Consider the following 26550-nt stretch of genomic DNA (forward strand, 5'->3'; position numbering starts at 1 on the left):
TGCAAACAGGCTTTGCAGCAATGGGGCTTCCTCGCCGCAAGCGACCAACCTAAGATACACTCATTGATACCACCCGCTAAGAGTTCATGATGAGACGCAACCGGTTGCTCGTGATTACCGTGCTGTATTGCAGCTTGTCCGCTGCCGAGGCCGGAACTGTCTGCCCGCCAGTCACCCGCGTCGGCTTGAGTGACCTCGGCTACACTTCCTACCGCGATCAGGGGCGCATCGCCGGCATTTCGGTTGATATCGCCAATGAGATGGCGCGCCGCACCGGCTGCAAATTTGAATTCCACTGGTATCCGCGCCAGCGCCTGTTCATCGAACTGGCGGCCGGCAACATCGATATGACCATGGGCTCGCTGCGCCTGCCCGAGCGCGACGCTTATGCGCGCTATTTGCCGTACGCCTACCTGCAATATGATTTGGTCTTGAGCGTGCCGCCGGGGCGCAACTACACCAGCCTGGCCGATTTCGTCGAGCATGGCAACGGGCGGCTCAACGTCACGCGCGGCCTCGCCTATGACCCGGCCATCGAGACCCAGTTGGCCAAGCTGACCGCAGCCGGCCGCCTGGAGTTGGTGAATGATTTCGAAACCGTGTTTGCCAAGCTCGACATGGGGCGCGCCGACGGCACCATCGCCACGCCGCCGATCTACAGCAAGTATTTGAAGGGGAGCCGGGTGCAAGCCAGCGCGGTGGTGATTACTCTGCCGGAAGCAAATCCGCGGTTCACGGGACTGTACCTGTCGAAGAAAACCATCTCGACGGCGGTACGCGACCGCTACGCGGCGACGCTGAAAGCGATGCTAACGGATCAAACCATCCGCACCATCTACACGCCGTACTTTGATGACGCGACCCTCAAACGCATGATCCGACAAGGCCAGGGGCCGCTGCTCACGGCCTTGTCGGCGCCGGAAAATTAACGGCCGTTGACGTCCACGGTACGCGCATCCAGCTTGACCTTGACGCTGGCGGCTGGTTTGGCGCCGGCCGAATCAGCCAAGGTCACGAGGTATTCGCCGGCAGCGATTTTCCACGTTTTGCTGGCGCTGTCGTACACGCCCAGCAGGCGCGGGTCGATCTGCACGGTGGCTTTGCCGCTGGCGCCGGCCTTCAACTCCAGCTTGTCCCAGCCGCCCAGGCGCTTAGGCGCTTCCCAGCCGCCAGCTACCGACGACACGTAGACCTGGCCAACCGCCTTGCCATCGCGCTTGCCGGTGTTCTTGATGCTGAAGGTGACGGCGATGCCGCTGCCTTCCGCCTTGGCGCTCAAGCCTTCATACGCGAAGCTGGTGTACGACAGGCCGTAACCGAATGGGAACAGCGGCTTGTGGCCTTTCAGGTCAAACCATTTGTAGCCGATGGCCGCGCCTTCGATGTTGTAATCGGTGGTGACCTTCTCGATGATGTTCTCATCCTTGGTCTTGGCGTCGCCATCGAGTTTTGGACGCGGCAGCTGCGCCAGCGAAGCAGGGAAGGTGGCAGGCAGGCGGCCGGACGGATTCACTTCACCGGACAGCACGCGTGCAATCGCCGCGCCGCCGTTGGTGCCGGTGTACCACGCTTCGACCACGGCGCCGACGCTGTTCAGCCAAGGCATGACGACCGGGCCGCCGGTCTGCAGCACCACCACGGTTTTCGGATTGGCCTTGGCGACAGCTGCGATCAGTTCATCCTGCTTGCCCGGCAGATTCAGGTCGTCCGAGTCGAAGCTCTCGGCCATCCACTGGGTGCCGAACACGATGACCACGTCGCTGCTGGCTGCCAGCTTGGCGGCGGCTGCGATGTCCTTGCCGTCGGTGTAGGCCAGCTTGGCCTTGGTCAGCTTGGCCAGTTCGCCCATCGGCGACGAGCGGTGATACACGATAGGGCCAGGGAAGTGCGTCGGGCCTTCATTCGGCACTGCCGAACCGCCTTTTGGATACACCTGCGCCGAGCCGCCGCCCGACAGCACGCCCACGTCGGCGTGACCGCCGATGATGGCGATGCTGCGCACACCAGCGGCCAGCGGCAGCAGGTTGTCGTGATTCTTCAGCAGAACCATGGCTTCTTCGGCGTCGGCTTGCGAGATCTTGCCGTGCGCGGTGAAATCGATGCCGGCATCGGCCGACGTTGGCGCTGCGACTGGATGTTCAACCACGCCGTTGGCAAACATGGTGCGGGTGATGCGCTTGACCATATCGTTCAAGCGCGCTTCCGGCACGTGGCGATTGACCACCGCTTCTTTCAGCGGCGCGTTGAAGTAGTCCGATTTGTCGAACGGGTAGCCCGATTGCTGATCGAGGCCGCGCAGCGCTGCCGGAATGGTGGAGTGCGTCGCGCCCCAGTCGGACATCACGTAGCCCGGGTATTTCCAGTCCTGCTTCAGCACTTCGTTCAGCAGGTAATCGCTTTCGCAGGCGTAGTCGCCGTTGACGCGGTTGTAGGCGCACATGACGGAACCCGGCTGGCCACGCTCAATCGCAAATTGCAGCGCCAGCAGGTCGGACATGCGGCCGGCCTTGTCGTCGATCTTGACGTTGACGTGATTGCGGTTGGTCTCCTGATCGTTGAAGGCGTAGTGCTTCACGGTCGAAATGATGTGGTTCGATTGAATGCCGCGAATCTGTTCGCCGACCATGATACCGGCCAGCAGCGGATCTTCGCCGCCGTATTCGAAGTTACGGCCGTTGCGCGGTTCGCGCATCAGGTTCACGCCGCCGGCCAGCAGGATGTTGAAGCCGGTGGAGCGGGCTTCGCTGCCGATCATGGCGCCGCCGGCGAAGGCCAGCTTGGGATTCCAGGTCGCAGTGGTGGCAAGGCCGGACGGCAGGGAAGTGCGCTCGTACGGTTTCTTGGACACGGCCTGCGTCGCTACGCCGACACCGGCGTCCGACTGCCATTGCGGCGGCAAGCCAAGGCGCGGAATGCCTGGCACGTAGCCGGCCGAATCAGGACGGCCTTCTTTCGGCTGCTCGTATTTTTTCGGCGAGAATTCGGTCGAGAAGTAGGCGAACACGGTCTGGATTTTTTCATCCAGCGTCATCGCCTTGACCAGTTGGTCGGCGCGCGCGTCCGGCGAAAGGGCCGGATTCAACCAAGGTTTGTCAGCGTCTGCGGCGTGCGCGGCGCCGTTCAACATGAGTGGATAAACGAGTGCCAGAGACAGCCAGAGACGCTTCTTCATACGATTACTTTGTCCTTGTAGTTTTAGTTGATAGTCAGCGCGGGATTAAGACCTCCAGCGCGTATGCTCCGCCTGCAACGATACCTTTGATAACGTTTTCAGTCAAACGATTACCGTCCTGCCAGACCTGAATTTCGCTCACATCCGCGCGTTGTATAGACACGTTGAAGGTCGCGTGGCGGAACTGGCGCACCACCTTCATGCCGTCCCAGTGCGCAGGCAATTGCGGATTGATGGTCAGGCCATCGCTGCTGCCTTTCAGGCCGCAGAGGCCTTCAACGAAGCACTGGTAAGCCCACGACACGGTGCCGGTGTTGAACAACTGGCTGGAACGGCCGGCCGTGCGCGGATACTCTTTGTAAGCGCCGCGATAGTAGTTCGGGATGAACACCGGCAGTTGGCCACGTTGCAGGTAATCGGCCTCGCTCGGGCCGGGCAGCATCTGGCGCAGCAACTTGTAGGCGCGGTCGCCTTCGCCGATGGTGTACAGGCTGTAGATGTAGAACACGGCGGCGTGGTTGTAGACCGCGCCATTCTCCGCCGAACCGGGATGCTTCTGCGTGACGCGGCCGACGTCGTCGCGCATGGCGCTGAACGGCGGTGCGAACATCTGCACGCCGTACGGAGTGCACAGCTGCTCGTCGACTTGCGCCAGCATCGAGGCGCGCTGGCCAGCGTTGGCCGCGCCGCCGAGGATGGCCCACGCTTGCGGATTAAGCCAGATGCGGCCTTCCTTGTCCTTGCTGGTGCCGAATACCACGTCGTCATCGGTGATGCCGCGTGCGAACCAGTCGCCGTCCCACAGGTGTTCGTTGGCGGCGCGGTTGACGTTGCGCGCACCGGCGCGGAAATGTTTGGCGCTTTCGGCCAGCGAGGAGCTGGCGCCGGTGGTTTCGCAAATCTCGGCCCACAGGTTCAGGGCGTAAGCCGTGGCCACGGTCAGCCAGCCGGAGACGCCGCGGCCCTTGTAGCCGACCATGTTCATAGGGTCGCACCAGTCGCCCTGCGCGATGTAGCTGAGGCCACGCTTGTCGCGCGCTTGCAGCAGCCAGTCCATGGCGCTGCTCACGCGCTCGGAGACGGTGAGAGCGACGCCGCTGTCGGCGCCGACCACGTCTTCGTTGAGGATGTCGTAGTCGCCGGTTTCATCGAGGTAGACCTTGAGCGCCACCGGCAGCCACACGCAATGGTCGGTGTGCGGCACCTGGTTGATGTATTTGAGCTCCGCGCCTTCGGCCAGCAGAATCCCGTCCGGCATGGCGCCGCTGGCTTCCTGCTGCGACAGCGCGTGCAGGAAGGCCTTGCGCATCACGCTAGGCTTGATGAAGCTCATGCCCATGTTGTCTTGCAGGTAGTTGCGCGTTTGCGGATCGGTGCTCAGGCGATTGACGTCGCCGTGGTAGAACACCTGGCGCGGCAGCCAGTTGTTGACGAAGTTGTCGAGATCCGCATCCGGCGTTTCGATGCGCAGGCATCCCGGGCCGCCGGCGATGTAGGCGGCGTAGTCGGCGGCGGTGGCCTTGAAGGCTTCCGCGCTCAGGTACTTGTCGCGGACTGCCTTGATCTCGGCATCGTCAAACGCTGGGCCGAAGATGAAGCGGTAGTCGCGCGCTTCGCCATCGGCCAGCGCGACGCGGTATTGCACCACGGCTGTTGGCGTTTCGTAGCGCGCGTCGCTGCCGCTTAGTTGTTCGGCGTCGATGGCGGCAGGGCGGTTCAAGGTGCCTTCGCCTTCAAACGCGGACTGGCGCACCTCCCACGCATCCGGCGCTTGCTCGCACAGGAAGTAGGTCTTGTCCTTGAAGTCTTTTTGCTTGAAGTAGTCGGCCACTTTTTGATACGGCGTGACGCTGCTGGCGACCACGCCGCCCAGGTCCGCGCGGTATTCGCCGGACTGGTTCATCCACGACATGTAACCGATCGGGAAGTAAGGATAGACACTGAGCTTGCGCGCGCGGCCCGAGATATTCGTTACGCGCAGCGACCACAGTTCCACCACGTCCGCCACCGGCAGGCCGAGAGTCAGTTCAACGCGTACGCCCAGGTGTTCGATGGTCCATTCCAGATTGCTCTTACCGACCGAGAAGTTGTAGCTGTCGACCGGCGTGCGCACCGGCTCATACGGCGCGGAGAACAGTTCGCCCGTCTCTTCGTCCTTGATGTAGAAGAAGCGGCCCGGATGGTGGGCGTAGTAGTTCTGCTCCGGCTGCATGAAGGTCTTCGCCTCCAGATTCGGCGCGTGCGCGTACTTGGCCGGTTCCGGCTGCATGTACTGCGCGGTGGCGTAGCCACGGCAGGTAATCTGGATCATCATTTTCTGATTCCACAGGAAGCCTGCTGCTTGTGGCATGGCCGTAGGGCTGGTCAGCTCGTAGCGATCGCCGTTGTGGGTGGGGCGTAACATAGACATCTCTCCGTCAGGATTTGCGCGCTTCAAGATCCGCTTGGATTTGCAGCAGTTTTTGGTTATCGAGGTTATAGAAGAACATGACCGCCACCGCGAGCAGCGCGAAGGCAGCAGGAATAAAGGACATCAGCCACACGATGCCGGCTTGCGACACGGCGCTCTGCGCGGCATTGGCCACGTAGCCAAGCTTGGTGAAGATGGCGCCGATCACCGCCACGGCGACGGCGGTGCCGAGCTTCTGAGAGAAGGTGGCGGCGGCAAAGGTCATGGCAGTGGCGCGGCGGCCGGTGCGCCACTCGTTGTAGTCGGCGGTGTCGGCGTACATGGAGAAGGCCAGCGGCGACTTGGGGCCGAGCGCCAGGCCCATGCCCACTTGAAGCACGAACATCAGCACGATTTGGTCTTTCGGCACGAAGAAGAAGGCCGAGGACAGCACGGCGGTGATGGTCATCAGGATCATCATCAGTTTGCGCTTGTCGACGAAGCGCGTCATCAGCGGCGTGAGCGAGGCGCCGGCGGCAGCGGCCAGCATGTAGGCAGGTACAAAGCCCGCCATCAAATCCGGGCGCTCGACCACGTACTTGAAGTAGTAGGCGGCGCTGCTGGTGCGCAGCGTAATGGTGATCATGATGATCAGCGCGAGGAAGAACAGCGCCACCCACGGACGGTTCTGCGACAAGTCGCGGATGTCTTGCCAGACGTTGGACTTTTGCTCGGCCGGCGGCGCAATGCGCTCACGCGTGTTGAGGAAGGTGAGCACGAACAGCACCGAGGCCAGTGCGCTCCAGGTCAGCATGGTCAATTGCCAGCCCAGTTTATCGTTGCCGCCGCCGAGCCAGTGCACCAGCGCCGGCGTAGCCGCCGTCACCAGCGTGCCGCCGGCAAAGGCGAAGATGAAGCGCAAGCCGTTGACGGTAGAGCGCTCCTGCGGGTCGGCCGACAGCACGCCGGACAAGGCGTTGTAGGGGATGTTGATGCAGGTGTAGCAGACCATCATCGACAAATAGGTGCCGTAGGCCCATATGATTTTGCCGTCTTCCGACAGGTCGGGCGTGGTGTAGGTAAGGAAGGCCGCAGCGGCCAGCGGCAGCGGCACCCAGATCAGATACGGCCGGAACTTGCCCCAGCGCGTGCTGGTGCGGTCGGCCGCGGCGCCGATCATGGGATCGGTGAAGGCGTTGATGATTTTGATCGTGAACATCATGGAGGCGGCGGCCGCTGCCGAGATGCCGAACACGTCGGTGTAGTAGATCAGCAGGAAGGTGGCGATATTGGTCCAATAAAAATTGAACCCCATATCGGCGATACCGTAGCTAATCTTTTCTCGCCAAGTCAGTTGTTTGTTCACGATGGTCTTCTAACGCTTGTAAAAACAGGCAGTAAGGGTATCACTGCCTGAACGGAACTTGCAGCAGTTCCGGGGAGAGCCTTTGATAGCGGTAACTATGTTCTTAGAATTTGCCGCACCAGCTCCACCGGTGGCTGGGCGATATCGAGTACGATGCCGGCCTCGTCGTCTTCCAGCGGTTCCAACGTGGCTAGCTGGCTGTCGAGCAGGGCTGGCGGCATGTAGTGATCCTTGCGTGCCGCCATGCGTTCGGCGATCAGCTGGCGCGGGCCGGCAAGGTGGGCAAAACGCAATTCCGGGTCGGCGCTGCGCAACAGGTCGCGATAGCGCCGCTTTAGCGAAGAGCAGGACAGCACCAGCCCCGAGTGCTTGAGGCGGGCGTCGCGGATCTCGCGGTGCAGCGCCCACAGCCAATCAGCGCGGTCGCTATCGGTCAGCGGTACGCCGGCCGTCATCTTGGCCACGTTCTCGTAGGAGTGATAGCTGTCGCCTTCCAGGAAAGGCACCGACAGCGCGCCCGCCAGCTGCAAGCCCACCGAACTCTTGCCGCAACCGCTGACGCCCATCACGACCCAGCGCGGAGACTTGTTGTTGTTTACACTTTTGAGCATATGAATGATAGCGCTAACAGATTCAGCGAGTGTAGACGTATGGCGAAATTTGTAAAGAACTATCGATGGTGCGCCGCAGCAGTTGGCACTGCGCAATGAGCTAAGCGCTTTCGCGCGCCATCAAAGTGAAGCCGAGGTCGATTTGGCGGGTGGCCGGCTGCTCGCCCTTGATCACCGAGCGCAGCAGGGTGGCCGCCTCGAAACCGATGCGGTAGCGCGGCGTGCCGATGGTGGTCAGCGATGGATTCATCCACGCCGAGGCCGGCAAGTCGTTGAAGCCGCAGATCGCCAGCTGCGACGGCACCGAGATGCCGCGCCGCTGGCTTTGGTAGATGGCGCCGTGCGCCAGGTCGTCGTTGCAGCAGAAGATGGCATCGCAATCGGGCGCTTGCGCCAGCATGCGGCCCAGCAGCTCGGCGCCAAGCGCGATGGTGGACGGCTCGGCCACCATCACCTCCAGCTTGGCGTCGGCGCGGCCCGCTTCCTGCATGGCCTTGCGGTAGCCTTCGGCGCGGCGCAGGGTACGCTCGTCCAGCTGCGCGCCGATGAAGCCGATGCGTTTATGGCCTTTGTCGAGCAGGTAGCGCGTCATGGCGTAGCCCGCCTGGAATTGCGAGAAGCCGACAGTGTATTGCTCGGGATCGGTGGACATGTCCATCATCGACACCACTGGCACGCGCGAGGTGGTGAGGATTTTCTGCACCGTCGGGCTGTGCGTCAGGCCGGACAGCAGCATGCCGTCGGGATTCGATTGCAGATAGGTGCCGATCAGCTTTTCTTCTTCCTTGTCGGAATAGCGGGTGTTGCCGATCAGGATTTGGTAGTCGTCGGCGTCGAGCGCATCCTGGATGCCGGCCAGCACCTCGGTGAACACGGCGTTCGACAGCGACGGCACCAGCACCGCGATCACTTTCGATTGCGACGAGGCCAGCGCGCGGGCGGCGCGGTTCGGCACGTAGCCCAGTTCGGCCACGGCTTTATCGACGCGGTCGCGCAGCAGCTGCGACACCATCTCGGGCTGGGTAATGGCGCGCGAGGCGGTCATGGTGGCCACGCCGGCCTTCTCGGCCACCATGGCGAGGGTGATGCGGCCGCTGGCCCGGCTCTTGCCCGCTTGTGTCTTCGTCATTGCTGCACTGTAAATGATGTTGATAGCGATATCATACGGCAGCCAAGCCAAAAGGAAGAGTATCTATTTGCATTCGGCCAACACTTTTTGCGTGTTTTTGCGTAAATCCTCGCGTTGCTGGTCATTCATATAGCCGCGTTCCCCATTTTTATCGTAAGTACTGAGACGCAAGCCTTGATCGAGCGCCTGCTGGTTTTGGCGCGCGGCGTTGCAATTGGCCGCTTCGTCGGCCTTGCGCTGGGCGTCGGCGGCAGCTTGGCGGGCGGTTTCGGCGGCCTCGGTGCGGCGTTTGTTGAAATCGGCATTGCGCTCGGCCAGCGTGGGCGGCGGCTTGGGGGCGGAGGCGTCGGGTGCGGCAGGTTCGGCTTCGGCTGGAGCGTTGGGATTGAATAGCGGCTTGCCTGGGGCTTTCAGGATGCGCTTTTCCGGGATGTTGGGCGGCGGCGGGCGGTCGGAGAATTGCTTGATGCCTTTGTCATCGATCCACATGTACTGCGCCATGGCGAGCGGGGCAGTGGCCAGCAGCAGGGCGGCCAGCAAGGTCGTGCGGTGATTCATAAAAACGCTCCGGTTAAGCATGCAGCGATTTCGCCATGATTAATGGCAACTGTCAACCGGAGCGCGAAAAACGGATTAAGACTGTTTCTTGCGGCGTGCAGCCAAGCCCAGCAGGCCGAGGCCGCCCAGCATCATGCCGTAGGTGGCAGGTTCAGGCACGGCGGTCACGGTGATGTGGCCGCTGTATGCCGCCAGCGAGCTGGTCGCTTCGGTGCCAGTCAGCTTGAGCACGAATGGCGAGTTCGTTGCAATCGTGATCCCGCCGACGCTGAAGGTGATCGGCAGCGGTGGCGGGCCGTATTGTGCCGACCAGCCCAGGTTGTCGTTCAGCGTGATGCTCTGGATGTCGATATAGTTGCCCGAATAAGACACAGTCACGTTGTAAGTGCCCGCAGCCAAACCGGTGAAGGTGATAACGTCGTCACCGTCATCGAGCAGGGTGCCGGTACCAGTGAAAGGCGTGGTGCCCAGTGAGATTGCTTGCGAAAAGTCGGTAGCGCCGGCGGAGAATGCAACGCCAGCAAGGAGTGCAGCAGCAAGTAGCTTCAGTTTCATCGTAGAACCCCTAAAACACAAGTTATAGTGACCGGCAGATCCAGCCGCCGGACTGTTTTTTGCCCCGAAAGGCAATTCAAGATATCGTTTTTCTTAAATTAGCGTTAAAACAACACCAATTCCGCGCTGCAAGATTTAACAATTCCCTGAGGGTGATGGACTGGGGTGACCGACTGTTATTCTATTGATAATTACCGTGCAATAACTGCAAGTAATCATCGTACTCTTTGCGTGCAATGTAAGCACTATTTATTCGCTGAAAAACTTACAAAAACAACAGGACATTTATGATAGTCACTCAGCTGCCGCTGGCTGGGACGAAGGTATGAGGGCTACTTGTTGGCCTTGGTGGCGCGCAGGACGTTGGAGTTTTGCTGCAGTAGAAGCTCTTCCGTTGCCCGGCTGGGGTCGGTTCCCAGCGTCCATGCGCCACGCGATATCTCGGCAGGGCGCTCATCGAGTTGTCCGCCGAAGTTCACCCCGAAGCTATAACGCATATTCGGGTTTCTCAGCGACAGGCGCTCCAGGGTCTCGTAAATGATCCGCATGTCGAGCTCGTTCGACCCATCGGTCAGGCTGCGCTCAAGCCGAGCGACCAACTCAGCGTTTGCACTGCGTTTTGATTTTCCCGCCTCGCTCTTCAGCTTCTCGAAGAGGGCGAGGGGCATGCGGAATTGGCTTCGGTAGATTTCGGACATGGCGTAATATTGTCATTTACCGCACAAAGATTCTAGTGACTGATCACAAAGAAATAGTGACAACCTATTTCAATCTGCGATGTCAGCGATATAGTGCTGGGTGACTGTCAGGGTTTTAAAAGGTTACGGACAGAGCGCAACTTTTCCTGTATAATGCCGCTTTGCGCCTATAGGAAATGCTATGCGTCTACTCCAAAAAGCACTCACATTCGATGACGTGCTGCTCGTCCCAGCGTACTCCAACGTTCTTCCTGCGGATACGTCCCTCAAAACCCGTCTGACTCGCAATATCAGCCTGAACATCCCACTGCTGTCGGCAGCTATGGATACGGTCACCGAGGCACGCCTGGCTATCGCCATGGCGCAAGAAGGCGGTATTGGCATCATTCACAAGAACCTGAATCCGAAAGATCAGGCCCGTGAAGTAGCGCGCGTCAAGCGCTTCGAGGCCGGCGTGCTGCGTGATCCGATCACGATCCCGCCGACCATGAAAATCCGCGACGTCATCAAGCTGACCGAGCAATATGGCATTTCCGGTTTCCCAGTGGTGGAAGGCAAAGAAGTGGTCGGCATCATCACCAACCGCGACCTGCGTTTCGAGCAAGAGCTGGACGCTGAAGCCCGCACCAAGATGACCCCACGCGAAAAGCTGGTGTACGTCAAGGAAGACGCGGACACCGCTGAAGCCAAGCGCCTGATGAACAAGCACCGCCTGGAGCGCGTGCTGGTCGTCAATGACGCGTTTGAACTGCGTGGCCTGATCACCGTGAAGGACATCCAGAAATCCACCGAGCACCCGCTGGCGTCGAAAGACTCGCAGGGCAAGCTGCTGGTTGGCGCCGCTGTCGGCGTCGGCGCGAAAGATGAAGAGCGTATCGATCTGCTGGTCGCCGCTGGTGTCGACGTGCTGGTGGTGGACACCGCCCACGGCCACTCGCAAGGCATCCTGGATCGCGTGAAATGGATCAAGACCAAGTACCCGCAAGTGGACGTCATCGGCGGCAACATCGCTACCGCTGCTGCCGCTAAAGCGCTGGTTGAATACGGCGCGGATGCGGTCAAGGTCGGTATCGGCCCAGGCTCGATCTGCACCACCCGTATCGTCGCTGGCGTAGGCGTGCCGCAAATCACCGCCATCTCCAACGTGGCCGAAGCACTGGAAGGCACCGGCGTGCCATGCATCGCTGACGGCGGCATCCGCTTCTCGGGCGATATCTCGAAAGCACTGGCCGCCGGCGCATCGACCGTGATGATGGGCTCGATGTTCGCCGGTACCGAAGAAGCGCCGGGCGAAGTGATCTTGTACCAGGGCCGTTCGTACAAGTCGTACCGTGGCATGGGCTCGCTGGGCGCGATGTCGGATGGTTCGGCCGACCGCTACTTCCAGGACGCGGCCATGAAGCAGGACAAGTTCGTGCCGGAAGGTATCGAAGGCCGCGTGGCTTACAAAGGCTCGGTGCTGGCGATTATCTTCCAGCTGGTTGGCGGTGTGCGCCAGTCGATGGGCTACTGCGGCTGCGCCACCATCGAAGAACTGCGCAACAAGGCGGAGTTCGTCGAGATCACCTCGGCCGGCATGCGCGAATCGCACGTGCACGATGTGCAGATCACCAAGGAAGCGCCGAACTACCGTTCCGGCGACTAAGAAGACCTTGCAAACGCCGGCGGCCCGCCGGCGTTTTTCTATATTCAAACTGGTTTACATCATTCCATGCATTCTAAAATCCTCATTCTCGATTTCGGCTCCCAAGTGACCCAGCTGATCGCGCGCCGCGTGCGCGATTCCGGCGTGTTCTCGGAAGTGTATCCGTATGACGTCAGCGACGAATTCGTGCGCAACTACGGCGCCGCCGGCGTGATCCTGTCGGGTAGCCACAGCTCGACGCTGGAAGGCGACGCGCCACGCGCACCGGACGCCGTGTTCGAACTGGGCGTGCCAGTGCTGGGTATTTGCTACGGCATGCAAACCATGGCCGCGCAACTGGGCGGCAAAGTGGAAAACGGCAAGGTGCGCGAGTTTGGCTACGCCGAAGTGCGCGCGCGCAACCACACCAAGCTGCTGGACGGTATCGTTGACTTCGTTACCGACGAAGGTCACGGCATGCAGAAAGTCTGGATGAGCCACGGCGACAAAGTGCTGGAAATGCCGGCTGGCTTCGTGCTGATGGGCGATACGCCATCGTGCCCGATCGCCGCCATGGCCAACGAAGAGAAATCGTTCTACGGCGTGCAGTGGCACCCGGAAGTGACCCACACCGTACAAGGCAAGGTCATGCTGAGCCGCTTCGTGCACGAAATCTGCGGCTGCAAGTCGGACTGGAATATGCCGGATTACATCTCGGAAGCGGTCGAGAAAATCCGCGCGCAAGTGGGCAAGGATGAAGTCATTCTCGGCCTGTCGGGCGGCGTGGATTCGTCGGTAGCCGCAGCGCTGATCCACCGCGCGATCGGCGACCAGCTGACCTGCGTATTCGTCGACCACGGCCTGCTGCGCCTGAACGAAGGCAAGATGGTCATGGATATGTTCGCCAACAACCTGGGCGTGAAAGTGATCCGCGTTGATGCGGAAGACCAGTTCATGGGCCATCTGGCCGGCGTGACCGATCCTGAGCAGAAGCGCAAGATCATCGGCCGCGAGTTCGTGGAAGTGTTTGACAAGGAGTCAGGCAAGCTGGTCAATGCCAAGTGGCTGGCGCAGGGCACCATCTACCCGGACGTGATCGAGTCGGCCGGCAAGGGCAAGAAAGGCCAGACCATCAAGTCGCACCACAACGTGGGCGGCCTGCCGGAGCACATGAAACTGTCTCTGCTGGAACCGCTGCGCGAACTGTTCAAGGACGAAGTGCGCAAGCTGGGCGTGGCGCTGGGCCTGCCGCATGAGATGGTCTATCGTCACCCGTTCCCAGGCCCAGGCCTGGGCGTGCGCATTCTGGGCGAAGTGAAGAAAGAGTATGCCGACCTGCTGCGTCAGGCCGATGCGATCTTCATCGAAGAACTGCGCAACACGCCGTACGAGGCGACCGTGGTGCCTGGCTTCGACCAGGACGCCGTGCCGAAAAATTGGTACGATGCGACCTCGCAAGCGTTTGCCGTGTTCCTGCCGGTGAAATCGGTCGGCGTGATGGGCGACGGCCGCACCTACGAGTACGTGGTGGCCTTGCGCGCGGTGCAGACGCAAGACTTCATGACCGCCCACTGGGCGCACCTGCCGCACTCGCTGCTGGGCAAAGTGTCGAACCGCATCATCAACGAAGTGCGCGGCATCAACCGCGTGGTGTACGACATCTCGGGCAAGCCGCCGGCAACCATCGAGTGGGAATAATTCCCTAGCCGGCAGCGGCTGGCGCTGCTTGGTAAATGGCTGAGATTAAGCCCCTGATTTTTCGGGGGCTTTTTCTTTTTGTGCAGGCGACCCTGAGCGGTTGCGGGATCTGGTCGCCAAGGAACCTACGAAGCTTGCCACTCTGCGCTTACGGAGATCCGGCGTGCTGGCCTAGTGCCGGTGGCCAGTGTGGCGGCGCGGTGGACCGACCTAACCGCGTCTTTTCCATGCCCGCCAGCGCCAGCCCCAAGGCCGCCACAGGCGCAGCGGGAGGGGCACTGATTTCATCGGTTGATTGGGCATGGCATGATCCAGTGGGCAGGTTGGCGTGATAGCCTGATGATGCGGTGGTCTCCCAAGCGCGTCTGTTAGCGCATACACCCAGCGCGCATGCCGAGCGCGGTGAGGTGCCGTACATACCGCCGCCGCGCATTCGTCCATGCTGGCAGCATCTTCTTTACAGGACTCCCCATGCCCCGATCACGCCCAGGTGCCAGCTTTGACGGATACGTCCAGGTGCGCGGCGCGCGCGAACACAATCTGAAAAACGTCGACGTCGACATCCCGCGCAATGCGCTGGTGGTGTTCACCGGCGTCTCCGGCTCGGGCAAGTCGTCGCTGGCGTTCGGCACCTTGTATGCGGAAGCGCAGCGGCGCTACCTGGAGTCGGTGTCGCCGTACGCGCGGCGGCTGTTCCACCAGATGGCCGTGCCGGAGGTCGACTCCATCGACGGCCTGCCGCCGGCGGTGGCGTTGCAGCAGCAGCGCGGCACGCCGACCACGCGCTCGTCGGTCGGCAGCGTCAGTACCTTGTCCAATTCGCTGCGCATGCTGTATTCGCGCGCCGGCGACTATCCGCGCGGCCAGGAGCTGCTGTACGCCGAATCGTTCTCGCCCAATACGCCGCAGGGCGCCTGCCCGCAGTGCCACGGCCTGGGGCGCGTGTACGAGGCGACCGAGCGCTCGATGGTGCCGGACGACAGCCTGACGATACGCGAACGCGCTGTCGCCGCATGGCCGACGGCGTGGCATGGTCAGAACCTGCGCGATATCCTGGTGACGCTGGGCCATGACGTCGATACGCCCTGGCGCGATCTGCCGAAGAAGACGCGTGACTGGATATTGTTCACCGACGAACAGCCGACCGTGCCGGTTTACGCCGGCCTGACGCCGGCCGAGGCGCGGCGCGCACACAAGCGCAAGGAGACGCCGAGCTATCAGGGCACCTTCACCGGCGCGCGCAAGTACGTGCTGCAGACCTTCGCCGGCACCGAGAGCGCCCTGATGAAGAAGCGTGTGGCGCAATACCTGGTCAGCATGGCGTGCCCGCAATGCGAGGGCAAGCGCCTGCGCGCCGAGGCGCTGTCGGTGCGATTCGCCGGGTACGACATCACAGAGATCGGGCGTTTGCCCTTGCGGCGCCTGGCGCAGCTGCTGCAACCTTACGCCGATGGCGGCGCGGTGGCTCGCAAGGACGCCGCCAAGCATCCCGAAAAAACCATCGTCGCGCAGCGCATCGCGGCCGATTTGCTCGCGCGGCTGGCGGTGCTGCTGGATCTCGGCCTGGGCTACCTGAGCCTGGAGCGCGGCACGCCGACGCTTTCGCCCGGCGAGTTGCAGCGATTGCGGCTGGCGACGCAGGTGCGTTCCAGCCTGTTCGGCGTGGTGTATGTGCTTGATGAGCCGTCTGCCGGCCTGCATCCCGCCGACACCGAAGCGCTGCTGCGGGCGCTGGACCGGCTCAAGGCGGCCGGCAATTCGCTGTTCGTCGTCGAGCATGCGCTGGAGGTGATCCGCCATGCCGACTGGATCGTCGATGTCGGGCCGAAGGCCGGTCAACATGGCGGCCAGGTGCTGTACAGCGGCGCGCCGGCGGGGTTGGCGAAGGTCGCCGGATCGCGCACCGCGCAATATCTGTTCGGTACCGAACCGCGCGCCGAACGCGAACTGCGTGCGGCCGCGGGCTGGTTGCGGTTGCGCGGTGTGGTCCGCAACAACCTCGCCGGGCTGGACGCTGATTTCCCGCTGGGCGTGCTGACCAGCGTGAGCGGTGTCTCCGGCTCCGGCAAATCCAGTCTCGTCAGCCAGGCGCTGGTGCAGCTGGCGCAGGCGCAACTTGGTGGCGGCGTCGTGGCCGATGCGGATGAAGGCGAGGCATCGATGGAGGACGTCGATAGCGGCGTGCTGCAAGGCCGTATCGGCGCCGGCATGGACGGCGTGCGTCGGCTAGTGCAGGTCGACCAGAAACCCATCGGCCGCACGCCGCGCTCCAATCTGGCCACGTACACCGGCCTGTTCGACCACGTGCGCAAGCTGTTTGCTGCCACGCGCTCGGCCCGCGCGCGGCACTTCGATGCCGGACGCTTCTCGTTCAATGTCGCCAAGGGACGCTGCCCGCATTGTTCGGGCGAGGGCTTCGTCATGGTGGAGCTGTTGTTCCTGCCCAGCGTGTACGCGCCGTGTCCCGAGTGCGGCGGCGCGCGCTATAACCCGCAGACGCTGGCGGTGCGCTACCGCGAACACAATATCGCCGAGGTGCTGTCGATGACGGTCGATGCGGCCTGGGAGTTCTTCGCCGACGAGGCGCCGCTGCGGCACGCGCTGGACGTGCTGCGCGCGGTCGGCCTGGGTTATCTTCGATTGGGGCAGCCGGCCACCGAGCTGTCCGGCGGCGAGGCGCAGCGCATCAAGCTGGCGACCGAGCTGCAACGCGCCAGCCGGGGCGACACTTTATATGTGCTCGACGAGCCGACCACCGGCCTGCACCCGTCCGACATCGACCTGCTGCTGCAACAGCTGCACGGGCTGGTGGCGTCGGGGAATACGGTGATCGTGGTCGAGCACAACGTGCAGGTGCTGGCCGCCAGCGATTGGGTGATCGACGTCGGCCCCGGCGCGGGCGAGGAGGGCGGGCAGATCGTCGCCGCCGGAACGCCGGCCGAGGTGGCAACCAGCGCCGGCAGCCGCACCGCGCCGTACCTGCGCCGCGCGCTGGAGGAGCATCATGGGTGATTGGCCCGATTTGCTGCAGTGGCCGGCGATGGTGGTCACGGTCGGCGCTGGCGTGCTGGTGTCGTCGGCGCATGCGCAGCGGCGTAAGCTGGGTTTCATCAGCTTCTTGCTGAGTAACGCGCTTTGGATTGCCTGGGGCTGGCACGATGGCGCCTATGCGCTGATCGCCTTGCAGCTATGCCTGTGCGCGACCAATGTGCGCGGCCTGCTCAAGAACGATGATGTCGAGGGAAAACAGCGGGGCTAGGCCGGCACGCTGGTGGCGGACTGGAGTGCTCCGGCCGGTGGCACCGACCGCGGCCGCTCACGAGGCCAATATCATTGACACCCGGACAGCGCGGACGCTGACCTCAATTGCGGTATCTGTCTACTTGGGCCACAAGGCGGTGCTTTTGAAGGCGTGAAATGCGGGCCGGGACAAGCTGCCATAGCTGGTTTCGCCAGCGGCTCGGTTGCCAGCGGCAGCGTCAAGGGCGGGTTGCAAGGAGCCTTCAGTGCTGTTGCTTTTATCAAGTAGGACAGTTCGGCGAAAGTGCTAAGTAATGCAGAAAAATGCATTTTAGCTGCTTGCAGCAATTAACCAAATAGTTAGTTATAATCTCGTTTTCTGCTGGTGTCATCCCAGCCGATTCAAGTTATCGAAGGGATTTTCAAAATGACAAGAAGTGAAACCCATCATTCAGTGGCACTGAAAACCGGGTCTAGATTGCTCGGCCTCGTCTTGCTGGCCACCGGCCTGTTCTTTGCCGTTGGCGGCGCCAAGCTGGCGGCCCTGCACGGCAGCCTGTACTTTGTAATCGCCGGCGTCGTCATCGTGGCGGCAGCCATCCAGTTCATGCGCCTGAAGTCGTCCGCCGTGCTGGTGTACGGCGCAGCATTTGCCGGCACCGTGATCTGGGCCCTGGTGGACGCCGGCCTCGATTTCTGGCCGCTGGTCTCGCGCCTGATGCTCCCCGCCGGCCTGATGCTGCTATCCCTGCTGGCCTGGCCGGCGCTGCGCAAGGCCGACACCGGCGTTGCCATTGGCCGCGGCGCCTACCTTGCCGCTGCCGTGCTGGCGCTGGTGATGGGCGCGACCTTTGTTCAGATGTTCCAGCCGCACCCGACCGTCGCGTTCCAGGGCACGCCCGTGCCGCTGGTGCCGGTCGCCGCTGGCCATGCGCAAAAGAGCTGGGCCAACTATGGCAACACGCCAGGCGGCAGCCGCTTTGCGGCACTGGATCAGATCACGCGCGACAATGTCGGCAAGCTTGAGGTCGCATGGACCTTCCACACCGGCGACACCCCGATCAGCCCGACCGGCAACGGTGCCGAAGACCAGCAAACGCCGCTGCAGATCGGTGACCGCGTCTATCTATGCACGCCGCATAACAATGTGATCGCGGTCGATGCCGACAGCGGCAAGAAAATCTGGGAGCGCGCCATCAACGCACAATCGCAGGTCTGGAACCGCTGTCGCGGCCTGGCCTACTTCGATGCGACCCAGCCGCTGGCCCAGCCAACCTTGGCCGGCGCAACGCCGGTGCTGCCGGCTGCGGTTGCGGCCGGCGCCAACTGCCAGCGCCGCTTGCTGATGAATACCATCGATGCCCGCCTGGTGGCCATTGACGCCGATACCGGCGCCATGTGCACAGGCTTTGGCAACGGCGGGTTCGTCGATTTGAAGGCGCGCCTCGGTGACGCGGCAGATCCGAAGTACCAGCTGACCTCGGCGCCAACCCTTGCCGGCACGACCGTGGTGGTCGGCGGCCGCGTGGCGGACAATGTACAGACCGACATGCCGGGCGGCGTGCTGCGCGGCTTCGATGTCATCACCGGCCAGATGCGCTGGGCGTTCGATCCGGGCCACGACGATCCGAACGCCGCGCTGGAGCCAGGCCGCACCTACGCCCGCAGCACGCCGAATTCGTGGGCGCCGATGTCGTATGACGCGGCAATGAACACGGTGTTCATCCCGATGGGCAGCTCGTCGGTCGATCTGTGGGGCGGCAACCGCACGCCGCTCGATCACCGCTACGCCACCTCGATCCTGGCGCTCGACGCCACCACCGGCAAGGAGAAGTGGGTTTACCAGACGGTGCACAACGACCTGTGGGACTTCGACGTGCCAATGCAGCCGAGCCTGATCGACTTCCCCGGCAAGGATGGCAAGGCCATTCCTGCCGTGGTGTTCGGCTCGAAATCAGGCCAGATCTTCGTGCTCGACCGCGTGACCGGCAAGCCGATTACGCGTGTCGAGGAGCGTCCGGTGAAGACCGCCGGCATTAGCGGCGAGCAGTATGCGCTGACGCAGCCGTTCTCGGTTGGCATGCCGCAAATCGGCGCCGAAAAGCTGAGCGAATCGGACATGTGGGGCGCCACGCCGTTCGACCAGCTGATGTGCCGCATCAGCTTCAAGTCGATGCGCTATGAAGGCCTGTTCACGGCGCCGGGCACCGACGTTTCCCTGAGTTTCCCTGGCTCGCTGGGCGGCATGAACTGGGGCAGCCTGTCCACCGATCCGAATAACCACCTGATCTTCGTCAACGACATGCGCCTCGGCCTGTGGGTGCAGATGATTCCGCAGCAGACCGACAGCGGCCCGGCCAGCAACGGCGGCGAAGCCATCAACGCCGGCATGGGCGCGGTGCCGCTGAAAGGCACGCCGTACGCGGTCAACAAGAACCGCTTCATGTCGCCGCTCGGCATTCCGTGCCAGAAGCCGCCGTTCGGTACGCTCTCGGCGGTGGATCTGAAGACCCAGAAAGTGCTGTGGCAAGTCCCGGTCGGCACGGTGCAGGACACCGGCCCGTTCGGCGTCAAGATGCGCATGAAAATGCCGATCGGTATGCCGACGCTGGGCGGCACGCTGGCCACGCAAGGCGGCCTGGTGTTCATTGCCGGCACCCAGGACTACTACCTGCGCGCGTTCGACAGCGCGACCGGCACGGAAGTCTGGAAAGCGCGCCTGCCGGTCGGCAGCCAAGGCGGCCCGATGAGCTATGTGTCGCCCAAGACCGGCAAGCAGTACGTGCTGATCTCGGCCGGCGGCGCGCGCCAGTCGCCGGATCGTGGCGACTACGTGATCGCCTATGCCCTGAAACAGCAATAATGTGTAACGATAAAATGCAACACGAACATAGCTTCCTGACGCGCCGCACCGGCAGCGCCGCACTGATCGCCGCGGCCGCCCTGGCCTCGGCAGGCGCATGGGCGGACGACGCCACCCTGACCGGCGACTGGGGCGGCGCGCGCAGCCAGTACGCCCAGGCCGGCGTCAGCTTCCGCGGCGATTACGTCTCCGAGACCTTTGCCAACGTCAGCGGCGGCCGCGATCGCGGCAGCACCTATGCCCAGCAATTGCGCCTGGGCGCCGACTTCGACATGGCGCGCCTGGCCGGCTGGTCTGGCGCCACGCTGCACTTCACCATCAACGACCGGCGCGGCGGCGGCGTGTCGGCCGACTACATCGGCAACCGGCTGCCGGTGCAGGAAGTCTACGGCGGCCCGTACACGCGCCTGAGCGAGGCCAGCATCGAACAGAACCTGCTCGACAGCCGCCTCAATCTGCGCGTCGGCTTTTTCGCCATGGGCAATGACCTGGGCGGCATGGCGATTGGCTGCCAGCTGGTGAATGCGGCCTTCTGCGCCCATCCGCTGTCGATGTCGGGCAACACCGGCTGGTACAACTATCCGAACGCGCGCTGGGGCGCGGCGCTGCGCTACCAGTTGCAGCCTGAGTTGTTTTTCCGCACCGGTGCCTTCCAGGATAATCCGCACCTCGGCGACAAGGACAACGCGTTCCGCCCGTTCGCGGCCGGCACGGCCGGTGTGATATTGCCGCTGGAACTGGAGTACGCTCCCGGCAGTTCACCGCGCAGCAAGGCGCTCCCCGGCCATTACAAGCTGGGCCTGATCTACGACACGGCGAGCGCCAAGCGCCAGGGCGAACCCGGCACCGTCGATCAACGCTACGGCGTGTATCTACTGGCGGATCAGGCGATCATGCGCGACAAGGCCAGCGGCCGCGGCCTGGCGCTGTTCGGTCAGTTCACCGCCAATCCGAAGGCGTCGGCGCAGATCACGCGCTGGTATGCGGCCGGCCTGGTCAAGACCGGCACGTTCGCCGGCCGCGACGCCGATACGCTGGCGCTGGGCGTGGTGCATGCGCAGCTCAATCCACGCTTGCGCGCAAGCGCCGCTGCAGCCAACCCGGACGTCGGCGGCTATGCGGCGCTGCCGGCCGGCGAGACCGTGGTTGAACTGAGCTATGGCTGGCAGCCGCTGCGCTGGCTGGGCGTGCGGGCCGATGTGCAATATATTGTCGACCCTGGCGCCTTCAGCTACCGCTCGACGCAGAACGCACTGGCGGTGGGCACCCAGCTGAAAATCACCTTCTGATTCAGGGCGCGCGCACAGCACGCAGGATAGTGTCCACCACCGATGCGCGCCGTGCCGCGTGAACGTCGGCCGCCCCGAGGTCGCGGCCGAAGATGAAGCTGAAGGTGTGGCGGTTCGACACGTTATAAAACGACAGCGCGCTGATCGACATGTGCAGGTCGACCGGATCGACATCGGCGCGAAACACGCCTTCGGCAACGCCGCGCTGGCAGACATGCTCCAGCAACGCAATCGCGCTATGGTTGATGGCCCGTAGTTCGGGAATCTTGCTGATGTACTCGCCCTGATTGATGTTCTCGCCCATCACCATGCGGACGAATTCAGGATGGGCGGCGTGAAAGTCGAAGCTTGCACCGACCAGCTTGCGCAACGCCTGCTCAGGTTCCAGCGCGCCATCGACCTCCAGCGCGCCCTCGATCTCGCGGAAGCGCTGATAACTCTCCTTGAGCGCGGCAACGTACAACTGTTCCTTGCTGCCGAAGTGGTAGTAAATCATGGCTTTATTGAGTCCGCTTTCGGCCGCGATCGCGTCGATGCGGGCGCCGCTCAGCCCGAGCCGGGAAAACTCCTGCAACGCGACGTTCAGGATGCGGGCGCGCGTGCCTTCTTCATCGCCCTTGGCGGGAGCGGTCTTCGATCTGCTTGCTTTAGTCATCAAGTGATTCTATCGAAATTTGCGAGTCAAGTGCCATCAAAGAACAAAATTGTCGCGACGCCTGACCATCGGCCGTCATCAAACGCATTGCGCTACTGTGCGCGCTCACGCGCGGTGTGTGAGAGACCTCACACACCGGCAAGCGCCGCATGACTACTATTGAACACCACCGGAATCCCCGGTGAATTCAATCAAAGGGGGTCATATGCATTTTATTGCCTGGATAGTGATCGGCGGCATCTTGGGCTGGCTTGCCAGCATCGTGATGCGTACCAATGAACAACAAGGGCTGTTCCTGAACGTCGTGGTCGGCATCATCGGTGCGGTGTTGGGCGGATTTATTCTTGCGCCCATGATCGGCACCGGCACCATCAACGATGGTGACTACAGCCTTGCTTCGCTTGGCGTTTCATTGGTCGGGGCGGTGGTGTTGCTCGCTATCGTCAATCTGCTGCGCCGCGGCCGCGTCCGCTAAACGGAGCTTAGCCTGCCTGCCAGCCACCACCGAGCGCTTTGTACAGCGATACCGTGGCTTGCAGGCGTTTGAGTTTCAGCATCCCCAGTTCATTTTGCACGTCCGACAGGCTGCGCTGGGTGTCGAGCACGGTCATCAAGTCTTCCGCGCCGGCCTTGTAGCGTATCTCCGATAAATTGAACGCCAGGCGCGACTGTTCCAGTTCCACCTCTTTCAAGCGGCGCTGTTCGTCAAGGCTGTTGATTTGGCCGAGCACGGTGTCCACTTCCGCCAGGGCCGCCAGGACGGTTGAGCGATAGGTCTGCACCAGCTCCTGCTTTTGTTCGAGGGCGAGATCGCGCTCGGAACGCAGGCGTCCGCCGTCGAAAATCGGCGCTACCAGCGAAGCGCCGACATTCGCGAACAAGTTGTGGGCGTTGAGCAGCGACAGCAGGGCGCTGCTTTGGGTGCCGGTCGATCCGGTCAGGCGGATGCTGGGGAATAATGCCGCGCGCGCCGCCTCGACGTTGGCGCTGGCGGCCGCCAGCATCGCTTCCGAACGCTGTATATCGGGACGCCGCGACAGCAGTTCGGATGGCAGACCCGCCGTCACCTCGGGCAGGCGGATGGTGCCGAGTCCGCTATCGCTGATGCTGAAGGTTTGCGGCGACCGGCCGAGCAGGATGGCCAGTGCGGACTGCGCCTCGCGCTGCTGCTGAAGCAAAGCGGGGATGGCGGCACGCTGGCTGGCGACCGCTGAACGCTGGCGCGCCAGGTCGACCGACGTGGCGGCGCCGACGCTGCTCTGCGCCTCGACCAGCGACAGGACACGCTCTGCGGTGCTGGCATTCTCGCGCGCGACGATAAGTCGGTCGTGCAGGGACAGCAGTTGCAGATAAGTCGACACGATGCCGCTGGTCACGCTGAGGGCGACGGTTTGACGATCGTAGAAATTGGCTTTCAGCGAGGCCTCGGCTGCGGCGGCACTGGCGGCGTTCTTGCCCCAAAAATCAAGCTCGTAAGACACCTGCAACTGCCCGCTCGTGGAGACATTGGCGTTGTGATTGCCGCCGACCGGCAGGTCGCGGCTGGCTCCCGCGTAGGCGTTGACGGAGGGCAGCAGCACGACCCCGGCGATGCGCGCTTGCGCCGCCGCCTGGCGCATGCGCGACAGGGCGGCGGCCAATTCCAGATTGGAGTCCTGCCCGTCGCGTACCAGTTGGCTCAGTTCCTCGCTGCCGAAGCGTTGCCACCAGTCGTTGTCCGGCCATTCCTGGCTGCCCGCTGTCCCCGCCTGCGACCAGCCAGCCGGCAATTCGATGGCCGGAAGCGGTTCCGCCATAGGCTTGGTGTGGCTGCATCCAGCCAGCAAAACACTGGCGAGGCACGCCGCCAGCATCGGGGTTCGCAGCGGCCCAGCCTTCATGGCGTGCCCGCCGGCGCCAGCTGATTGGACGATGGCTGCAGCCCATCCTTGGCCGGCGCGACGATGAATTGCACATGGGCGGTCATGCCGCTCATGAGCTCCTGCTCTGGATTGTCGACCTCGAACAGCACATTGTAAAAAGTCTGCTTGCCTTGCTCGCCCGTGCCGTCGGCAGGGACGGGGAGTACCTGGCGCAGTTTGCCCGACCAGGTGCGGCCTGGATAACCGGGCGTCTGGAAGTTGGCCGTCATGCCGCGCTTCAGGCGCGTCACATCGGCTTCCGCCACGCGCGCTTGCACCGTCATTTTCGACAGATCCGCAATGCGCATCAAGGACAAGCCCGGCTGGCCGATGCTCACCGTTTGTCCGGGCCGTGCATTCAACGCCACCACGGTGCCCGACAGCGGCGCCAGCAGCTGCTTGTGACGGCTGCTTTCCTCATCGAATTTCAGCGTCGCTTCCAGCTGTTGGATCTGGGCGTTGATGGAGTCCACGCGGGCGCGGGCCGAGGACAAATTCATGCGGCTCGACTCGACGCTTTCTTCGCGGGTGGCGTTTTGCGCCTTGAGCTGGGTCTGGCGTTTGAACTGCAATTCGGCGAAGTCGGTCTGGGCTTGCTGATCCGCCAGTTCGGCCCGCAGCCGCGCCATTTGGGCACGGTTGTTTTCCACCTGGGTGGCGCGGATTGCAGGCGAAATCTCCATCACCAGCTTGCCTTCCTGCACGGCATCGCCGACGGCAAACAGCACCTCCTTGATCTGGCCGACGACTTGGGCATTCACATCCGCATACCGGTAGAACTGCAATTTGCCGACCGCGTTGACGGTGACCGTGTCGCGCTTGGCCTCGGCGGGCGCAGGCGGCGTCTCCGCCGAGTCCGCTTCTTGCGCTAAAGAGATATTGGCATGCAGCGCCAGTACAAGCGCTGCTGCCATCAGGCGGGTAGGGCGGCAAGCGCCGTCTTGTTGATTGTTCATCAGATTTACATCATTAAAAGCAGCGGCCATTTTAGCGCATTCATGCTAGTCCGCTGGAGTCGGCAGGCGCAGGCGCAAACGGCGGTCCAGGGTTAAGGCCTTGATGTCGGTGCCGAATGCTTCGTCGATCAGGCGGGCCTTGAGGCCGGTGGCTTCGGCTTCTTTCAGGGCGCGCTCGATGATAGGGCGGTAGTGGGCAACCGATGGGCTCAGGTAGAATGCGAAGTCGGCACGATACTCCAACAGCAGGTGCGGCTCTACCGTTAGTTCGGGATGCACGCGCGCCTCGTCCAGCACCTCGATCACGCCGCGCGGCAGGTAGTCCACGTGGCGGTTGCCCGCCGCCACCATCGCGTAAATCGTACTCCATGGTGCGGCGTGCTCGTACAGCGGTAAGCCGGACGCCTTCCACAGCTTGGTATCGCCCCAGCCGGCGCCGAATCCGGCGATCAATCTAGTACGTTTCAAATCGTCCACGGATTTGACTTGCGCAAAGGCCGGCGCATCGGCGCGGCGAATCAACAGCACGCGCTGGCCGATCAAGCCATTGGTCAGGGCGTTGCGCACCGGGACCAGCTGCTTGTCGTTATCCTTTTCCTTCGATTGCATGCCGTAGAACAGATTGATGTCGCCCTGGCCCAGCATCCACCACATGCGGCGCGCGGGAATGTCCTTCACGTACTCGATATGGTAGGGCTGATGAATCAGCTTCAGTGACTCTTCCAGCAGGCGAATGAAGTAGTCGGCACGCCCATCCGATACCACCGCGACACGCAATTCAAGCGGCGCAACGGCGGGCGCCGATGTTGATGAGACCGATATACATAGCGTGCAAGCGAATAAACACATCATTCGCAGTTTGAAAATCATGCTGGCGGTTCCTGCGAAAAGTCGGGATTGTAGCCTACCACAGGTGCCGAGAAGAAAGCCGCACTTGACCAGAGTGCGGCGCTGCTTAAATTTGGCGCATGCCGCCGTCGACGAAGAGTTCGATGCCGTTGACGAAGCTGGCGTCGTCGCTGGCCAAAAACACGGCTGCTTTGGCGATTTCGTCTGGGTCGCCCACGCGTCCCATCGGAATCAGGGTCGCCAGGTGGTCGAGAAAACCTTGCTGCGCATCGCTGTCGGTGCCGACCAGCTCCACCAGCCCCGGGGTTTTGATCGGCCCAGGGCTGAGCGTATTGACCCGGATGCCGCGGCCTTTCAGGTCGAGGATCCAGTTACGCGCGAACGAGCGCACCGCCGCTTTCGATGCGGCATAGACGCTGAAGGCCTCGGTGCCGCCGCTGCCCGCCGTTGACCCGGTCAGGATAACCGAGGCGCCGGCGCCCAGCAGCGGCAGCGCGGTTTGCACCGTGAACAGCGTGCCTTTGACGTTGCGGGAGAAGGTGTCGTCGAATTGTTCTTCCGTGATTTGGCCCAGCGGCAGCAGGGAACCGCCGCCGGCGTTTGCCACCAGAATGTCGAGCTTGCCGTGGTGCGCTTTGATCTGGTCAAACAAGGCCTGTAAATGCGCGCGGTCTGCGGAGTCGACCGCAACACCTTCAATCGCGCCGCCAATCGCGCTTACCGCTTCGTCGAGTTGGGCCTGACGGCGGCCGGTAATGTAGACCTGCGCGCCTTCGCTGACAAAGCGACGGGCCATCGCCAGGCCAATCCCGGTACTGCCGCCAGTGATGACGGCTACTTTTCCTGCGAGTTTCTGTTGCATCGTATTTCTTCCATAAAGTTGTTGCGTGTCGTGTGACTGCAATGGAAGTGTGAGGCGCAGGACAGGTGGCCGCAAGGCAGGTTGAACGCATATGATTTATGCGGTGCTTGCATGAATCATCAAGGTGCTCTGCAA

21 protein-coding genes are annotated in these 26550 nt (G+C 62.5%); 8 read left to right on the plus strand and 13 right to left on the minus strand.

The features are described 5' to 3' along the window. Nucleotides 1–86 precede the first annotated feature (86 nt). Nucleotides 87–929, plus strand: coding sequence for a substrate-binding periplasmic protein (locus GTP45_RS09400; RefSeq protein WP_161013619.1), 843 nt, complete (start codon nt 87–89; stop codon nt 927–929). On the opposite strand, the gene GTP45_RS09405 is transcribed toward GTP45_RS09400, so the two are convergent. From GTP45_RS09405 to GTP45_RS09440, 8 genes are all read right to left on the minus strand, one after another. Continuing rightward, nucleotides 926–3172, minus strand: coding sequence for a beta-glucosidase family protein (locus tag GTP45_RS09405; RefSeq protein ID WP_161013620.1), 2247 nt, complete (start codon nt 3170–3172; stop codon nt 926–928). The two genes, GTP45_RS09400 and GTP45_RS09405, sit on opposite strands and share 4 nt — an antisense overlap. Before the next feature lie 34 nt (nt 3173–3206). After that, the gene (locus GTP45_RS09410) at nt 3207–5576 is read right to left on the minus strand and encodes a GH36-type glycosyl hydrolase domain-containing protein (RefSeq protein WP_161013621.1); all 2370 of its coding nucleotides are present in this window, start codon (nt 5574–5576) and stop codon (nt 3207–3209) included. Between the two features lie 13 nt (nt 5577–5589). Continuing rightward, nucleotides 5590–6927, minus strand: a complete 1338-nt coding sequence (locus tag GTP45_RS09415; RefSeq protein WP_161013622.1) for an MFS transporter — start codon at nt 6925–6927, stop codon at nt 5590–5592. Nucleotides 6928–7022: 95 nt separating this feature from the next. Next, nucleotides 7023–7538, minus strand: a complete 516-nt coding sequence (locus tag GTP45_RS09420) for a gluconokinase (RefSeq protein ID WP_229258393.1) — start codon at nt 7536–7538, stop codon at nt 7023–7025. Nucleotides 7539–7638: 100 nt separating this feature from the next. Continuing rightward, a complete protein-coding gene (gene gntR, locus GTP45_RS09425) occupies nt 7639–8667 on the minus strand; it encodes an HTH-type transcriptional regulator GntR (RefSeq protein WP_161013623.1) in 1029 nt (342 codons plus the stop codon). A gap of 63 nt (nt 8668–8730) precedes the next feature. Beyond that, a complete protein-coding gene (locus GTP45_RS09430) occupies nt 8731–9225 on the minus strand; it encodes a DUF4124 domain-containing protein (RefSeq protein ID WP_161013624.1) in 495 nt (164 codons plus the stop codon). 75 nt (nt 9226–9300) lie between these two features. Then, nucleotides 9301–9780 carry an FxDxF family PEP-CTERM protein gene (locus GTP45_RS09435; RefSeq protein WP_161013625.1) on the minus strand — a complete coding sequence of 160 codons (480 nt, stop codon included), beginning with the start codon at nt 9778–9780 and terminating at the stop codon, nt 9301–9303. Between the two features lie 332 nt (nt 9781–10112). Then, nucleotides 10113–10478: an Arc family DNA-binding protein gene (locus tag GTP45_RS09440; protein WP_161013626.1), complete on the minus strand. Its 366-nt coding sequence runs from the start codon at nt 10476–10478 to the stop codon at nt 10113–10115. 181 nt (nt 10479–10659) lie between these two features. On the opposite strand from GTP45_RS09440, the gene guaB reads away from it, so the two are divergent. The 6 genes from guaB (at nt 10660) to GTP45_RS09470 (ending at nt 21192) form a co-directional block, all read left to right on the plus strand. Beyond that, nucleotides 10660–12123: an IMP dehydrogenase gene (gene guaB / locus GTP45_RS09445; RefSeq protein WP_161013627.1), complete on the plus strand. Its 1464-nt coding sequence runs from the start codon at nt 10660–10662 to the stop codon at nt 12121–12123. A gap of 66 nt (nt 12124–12189) precedes the next feature. After that, nucleotides 12190–13800 (plus strand): glutamine-hydrolyzing GMP synthase, encoded by a 1611-nt coding sequence (gene guaA / locus GTP45_RS09450; protein WP_161013628.1) that lies wholly within the window; start codon nt 12190–12192, stop codon nt 13798–13800. A 471-nt stretch (nt 13801–14271) separates the two neighbouring features. Then, the gene (locus GTP45_RS09455) at nt 14272–16812 is read left to right on the plus strand and encodes an excinuclease ABC subunit UvrA (protein WP_161013629.1); all 2541 of its coding nucleotides are present in this window, start codon (nt 14272–14274) and stop codon (nt 16810–16812) included. Continuing rightward, nucleotides 16805–17059: a hypothetical protein gene (locus tag GTP45_RS09460; RefSeq protein WP_161013630.1), complete on the plus strand. Its 255-nt coding sequence runs from the start codon at nt 16805–16807 to the stop codon at nt 17057–17059. Before GTP45_RS09455 ends, GTP45_RS09460 begins: the two co-directional genes overlap by 8 nt. Nucleotides 17060–17467: 408 nt before the next feature. Then, nucleotides 17468–19903, plus strand: coding sequence for a glucose/quinate/shikimate family membrane-bound PQQ-dependent dehydrogenase (locus GTP45_RS09465; RefSeq protein WP_161013631.1), 2436 nt, complete (start codon nt 17468–17470; stop codon nt 19901–19903). Between the two features lie 14 nt (nt 19904–19917). Further along, entirely contained in the window at nt 19918–21192 is a 1275-nt protein-coding gene (locus tag GTP45_RS09470; protein WP_174821648.1) for a carbohydrate porin, read from the plus strand. A gap of 1 nt (nt 21193) precedes the next feature. Here GTP45_RS09470 and GTP45_RS09475 read toward each other — a convergent pair whose 3' ends face one another. Next, nucleotides 21194–21847, minus strand: a complete 654-nt coding sequence (locus GTP45_RS09475) for a TetR family transcriptional regulator (RefSeq protein WP_161013633.1) — start codon at nt 21845–21847, stop codon at nt 21194–21196. Between the two features lie 205 nt (nt 21848–22052). Between GTP45_RS09475 and GTP45_RS09480 the strand changes: the two genes are divergently transcribed. Next, the gene (locus GTP45_RS09480; protein WP_161013634.1) at nt 22053–22322 is read left to right on the plus strand and encodes a GlsB/YeaQ/YmgE family stress response membrane protein; all 270 of its coding nucleotides are present in this window, start codon (nt 22053–22055) and stop codon (nt 22320–22322) included. Between the two features lie 7 nt (nt 22323–22329). Here the strand turns inward: GTP45_RS09480 and GTP45_RS09485 are convergent, their stop codons facing one another. The 4 genes from GTP45_RS09485 to GTP45_RS09500 form a co-directional block, all read right to left on the minus strand. Then, nucleotides 22330–23727, minus strand: a complete 1398-nt coding sequence (locus GTP45_RS09485) for an efflux transporter outer membrane subunit (protein WP_229258394.1) — start codon at nt 23725–23727, stop codon at nt 22330–22332. Beyond that, nucleotides 23724–24704: an efflux RND transporter periplasmic adaptor subunit gene (locus GTP45_RS09490; protein WP_229258395.1), complete on the minus strand. Its 981-nt coding sequence runs from the start codon at nt 24702–24704 to the stop codon at nt 23724–23726. Before GTP45_RS09490 ends, GTP45_RS09485 begins: the two co-directional genes overlap by 4 nt. A gap of 45 nt (nt 24705–24749) precedes the next feature. Continuing rightward, a complete protein-coding gene (locus GTP45_RS09495; RefSeq protein ID WP_229258396.1) occupies nt 24750–25481 on the minus strand; it encodes a transporter substrate-binding domain-containing protein in 732 nt (243 codons plus the stop codon). 178 nt (nt 25482–25659) lie between these two features. Continuing rightward, nucleotides 25660–26415, minus strand: a complete 756-nt coding sequence (locus GTP45_RS09500; protein ID WP_161013636.1) for an SDR family NAD(P)-dependent oxidoreductase — start codon at nt 26413–26415, stop codon at nt 25660–25662. Between the last annotated feature and the right edge of the window lie 135 nt (nt 26416–26550).

It is taken from the genome of Duganella rivi, from assembly GCF_009857435.1.
GTDB classification, from domain to species: Bacteria; Pseudomonadota; Gammaproteobacteria; order Burkholderiales; family Burkholderiaceae_D; genus Rugamonas; species Rugamonas rivi.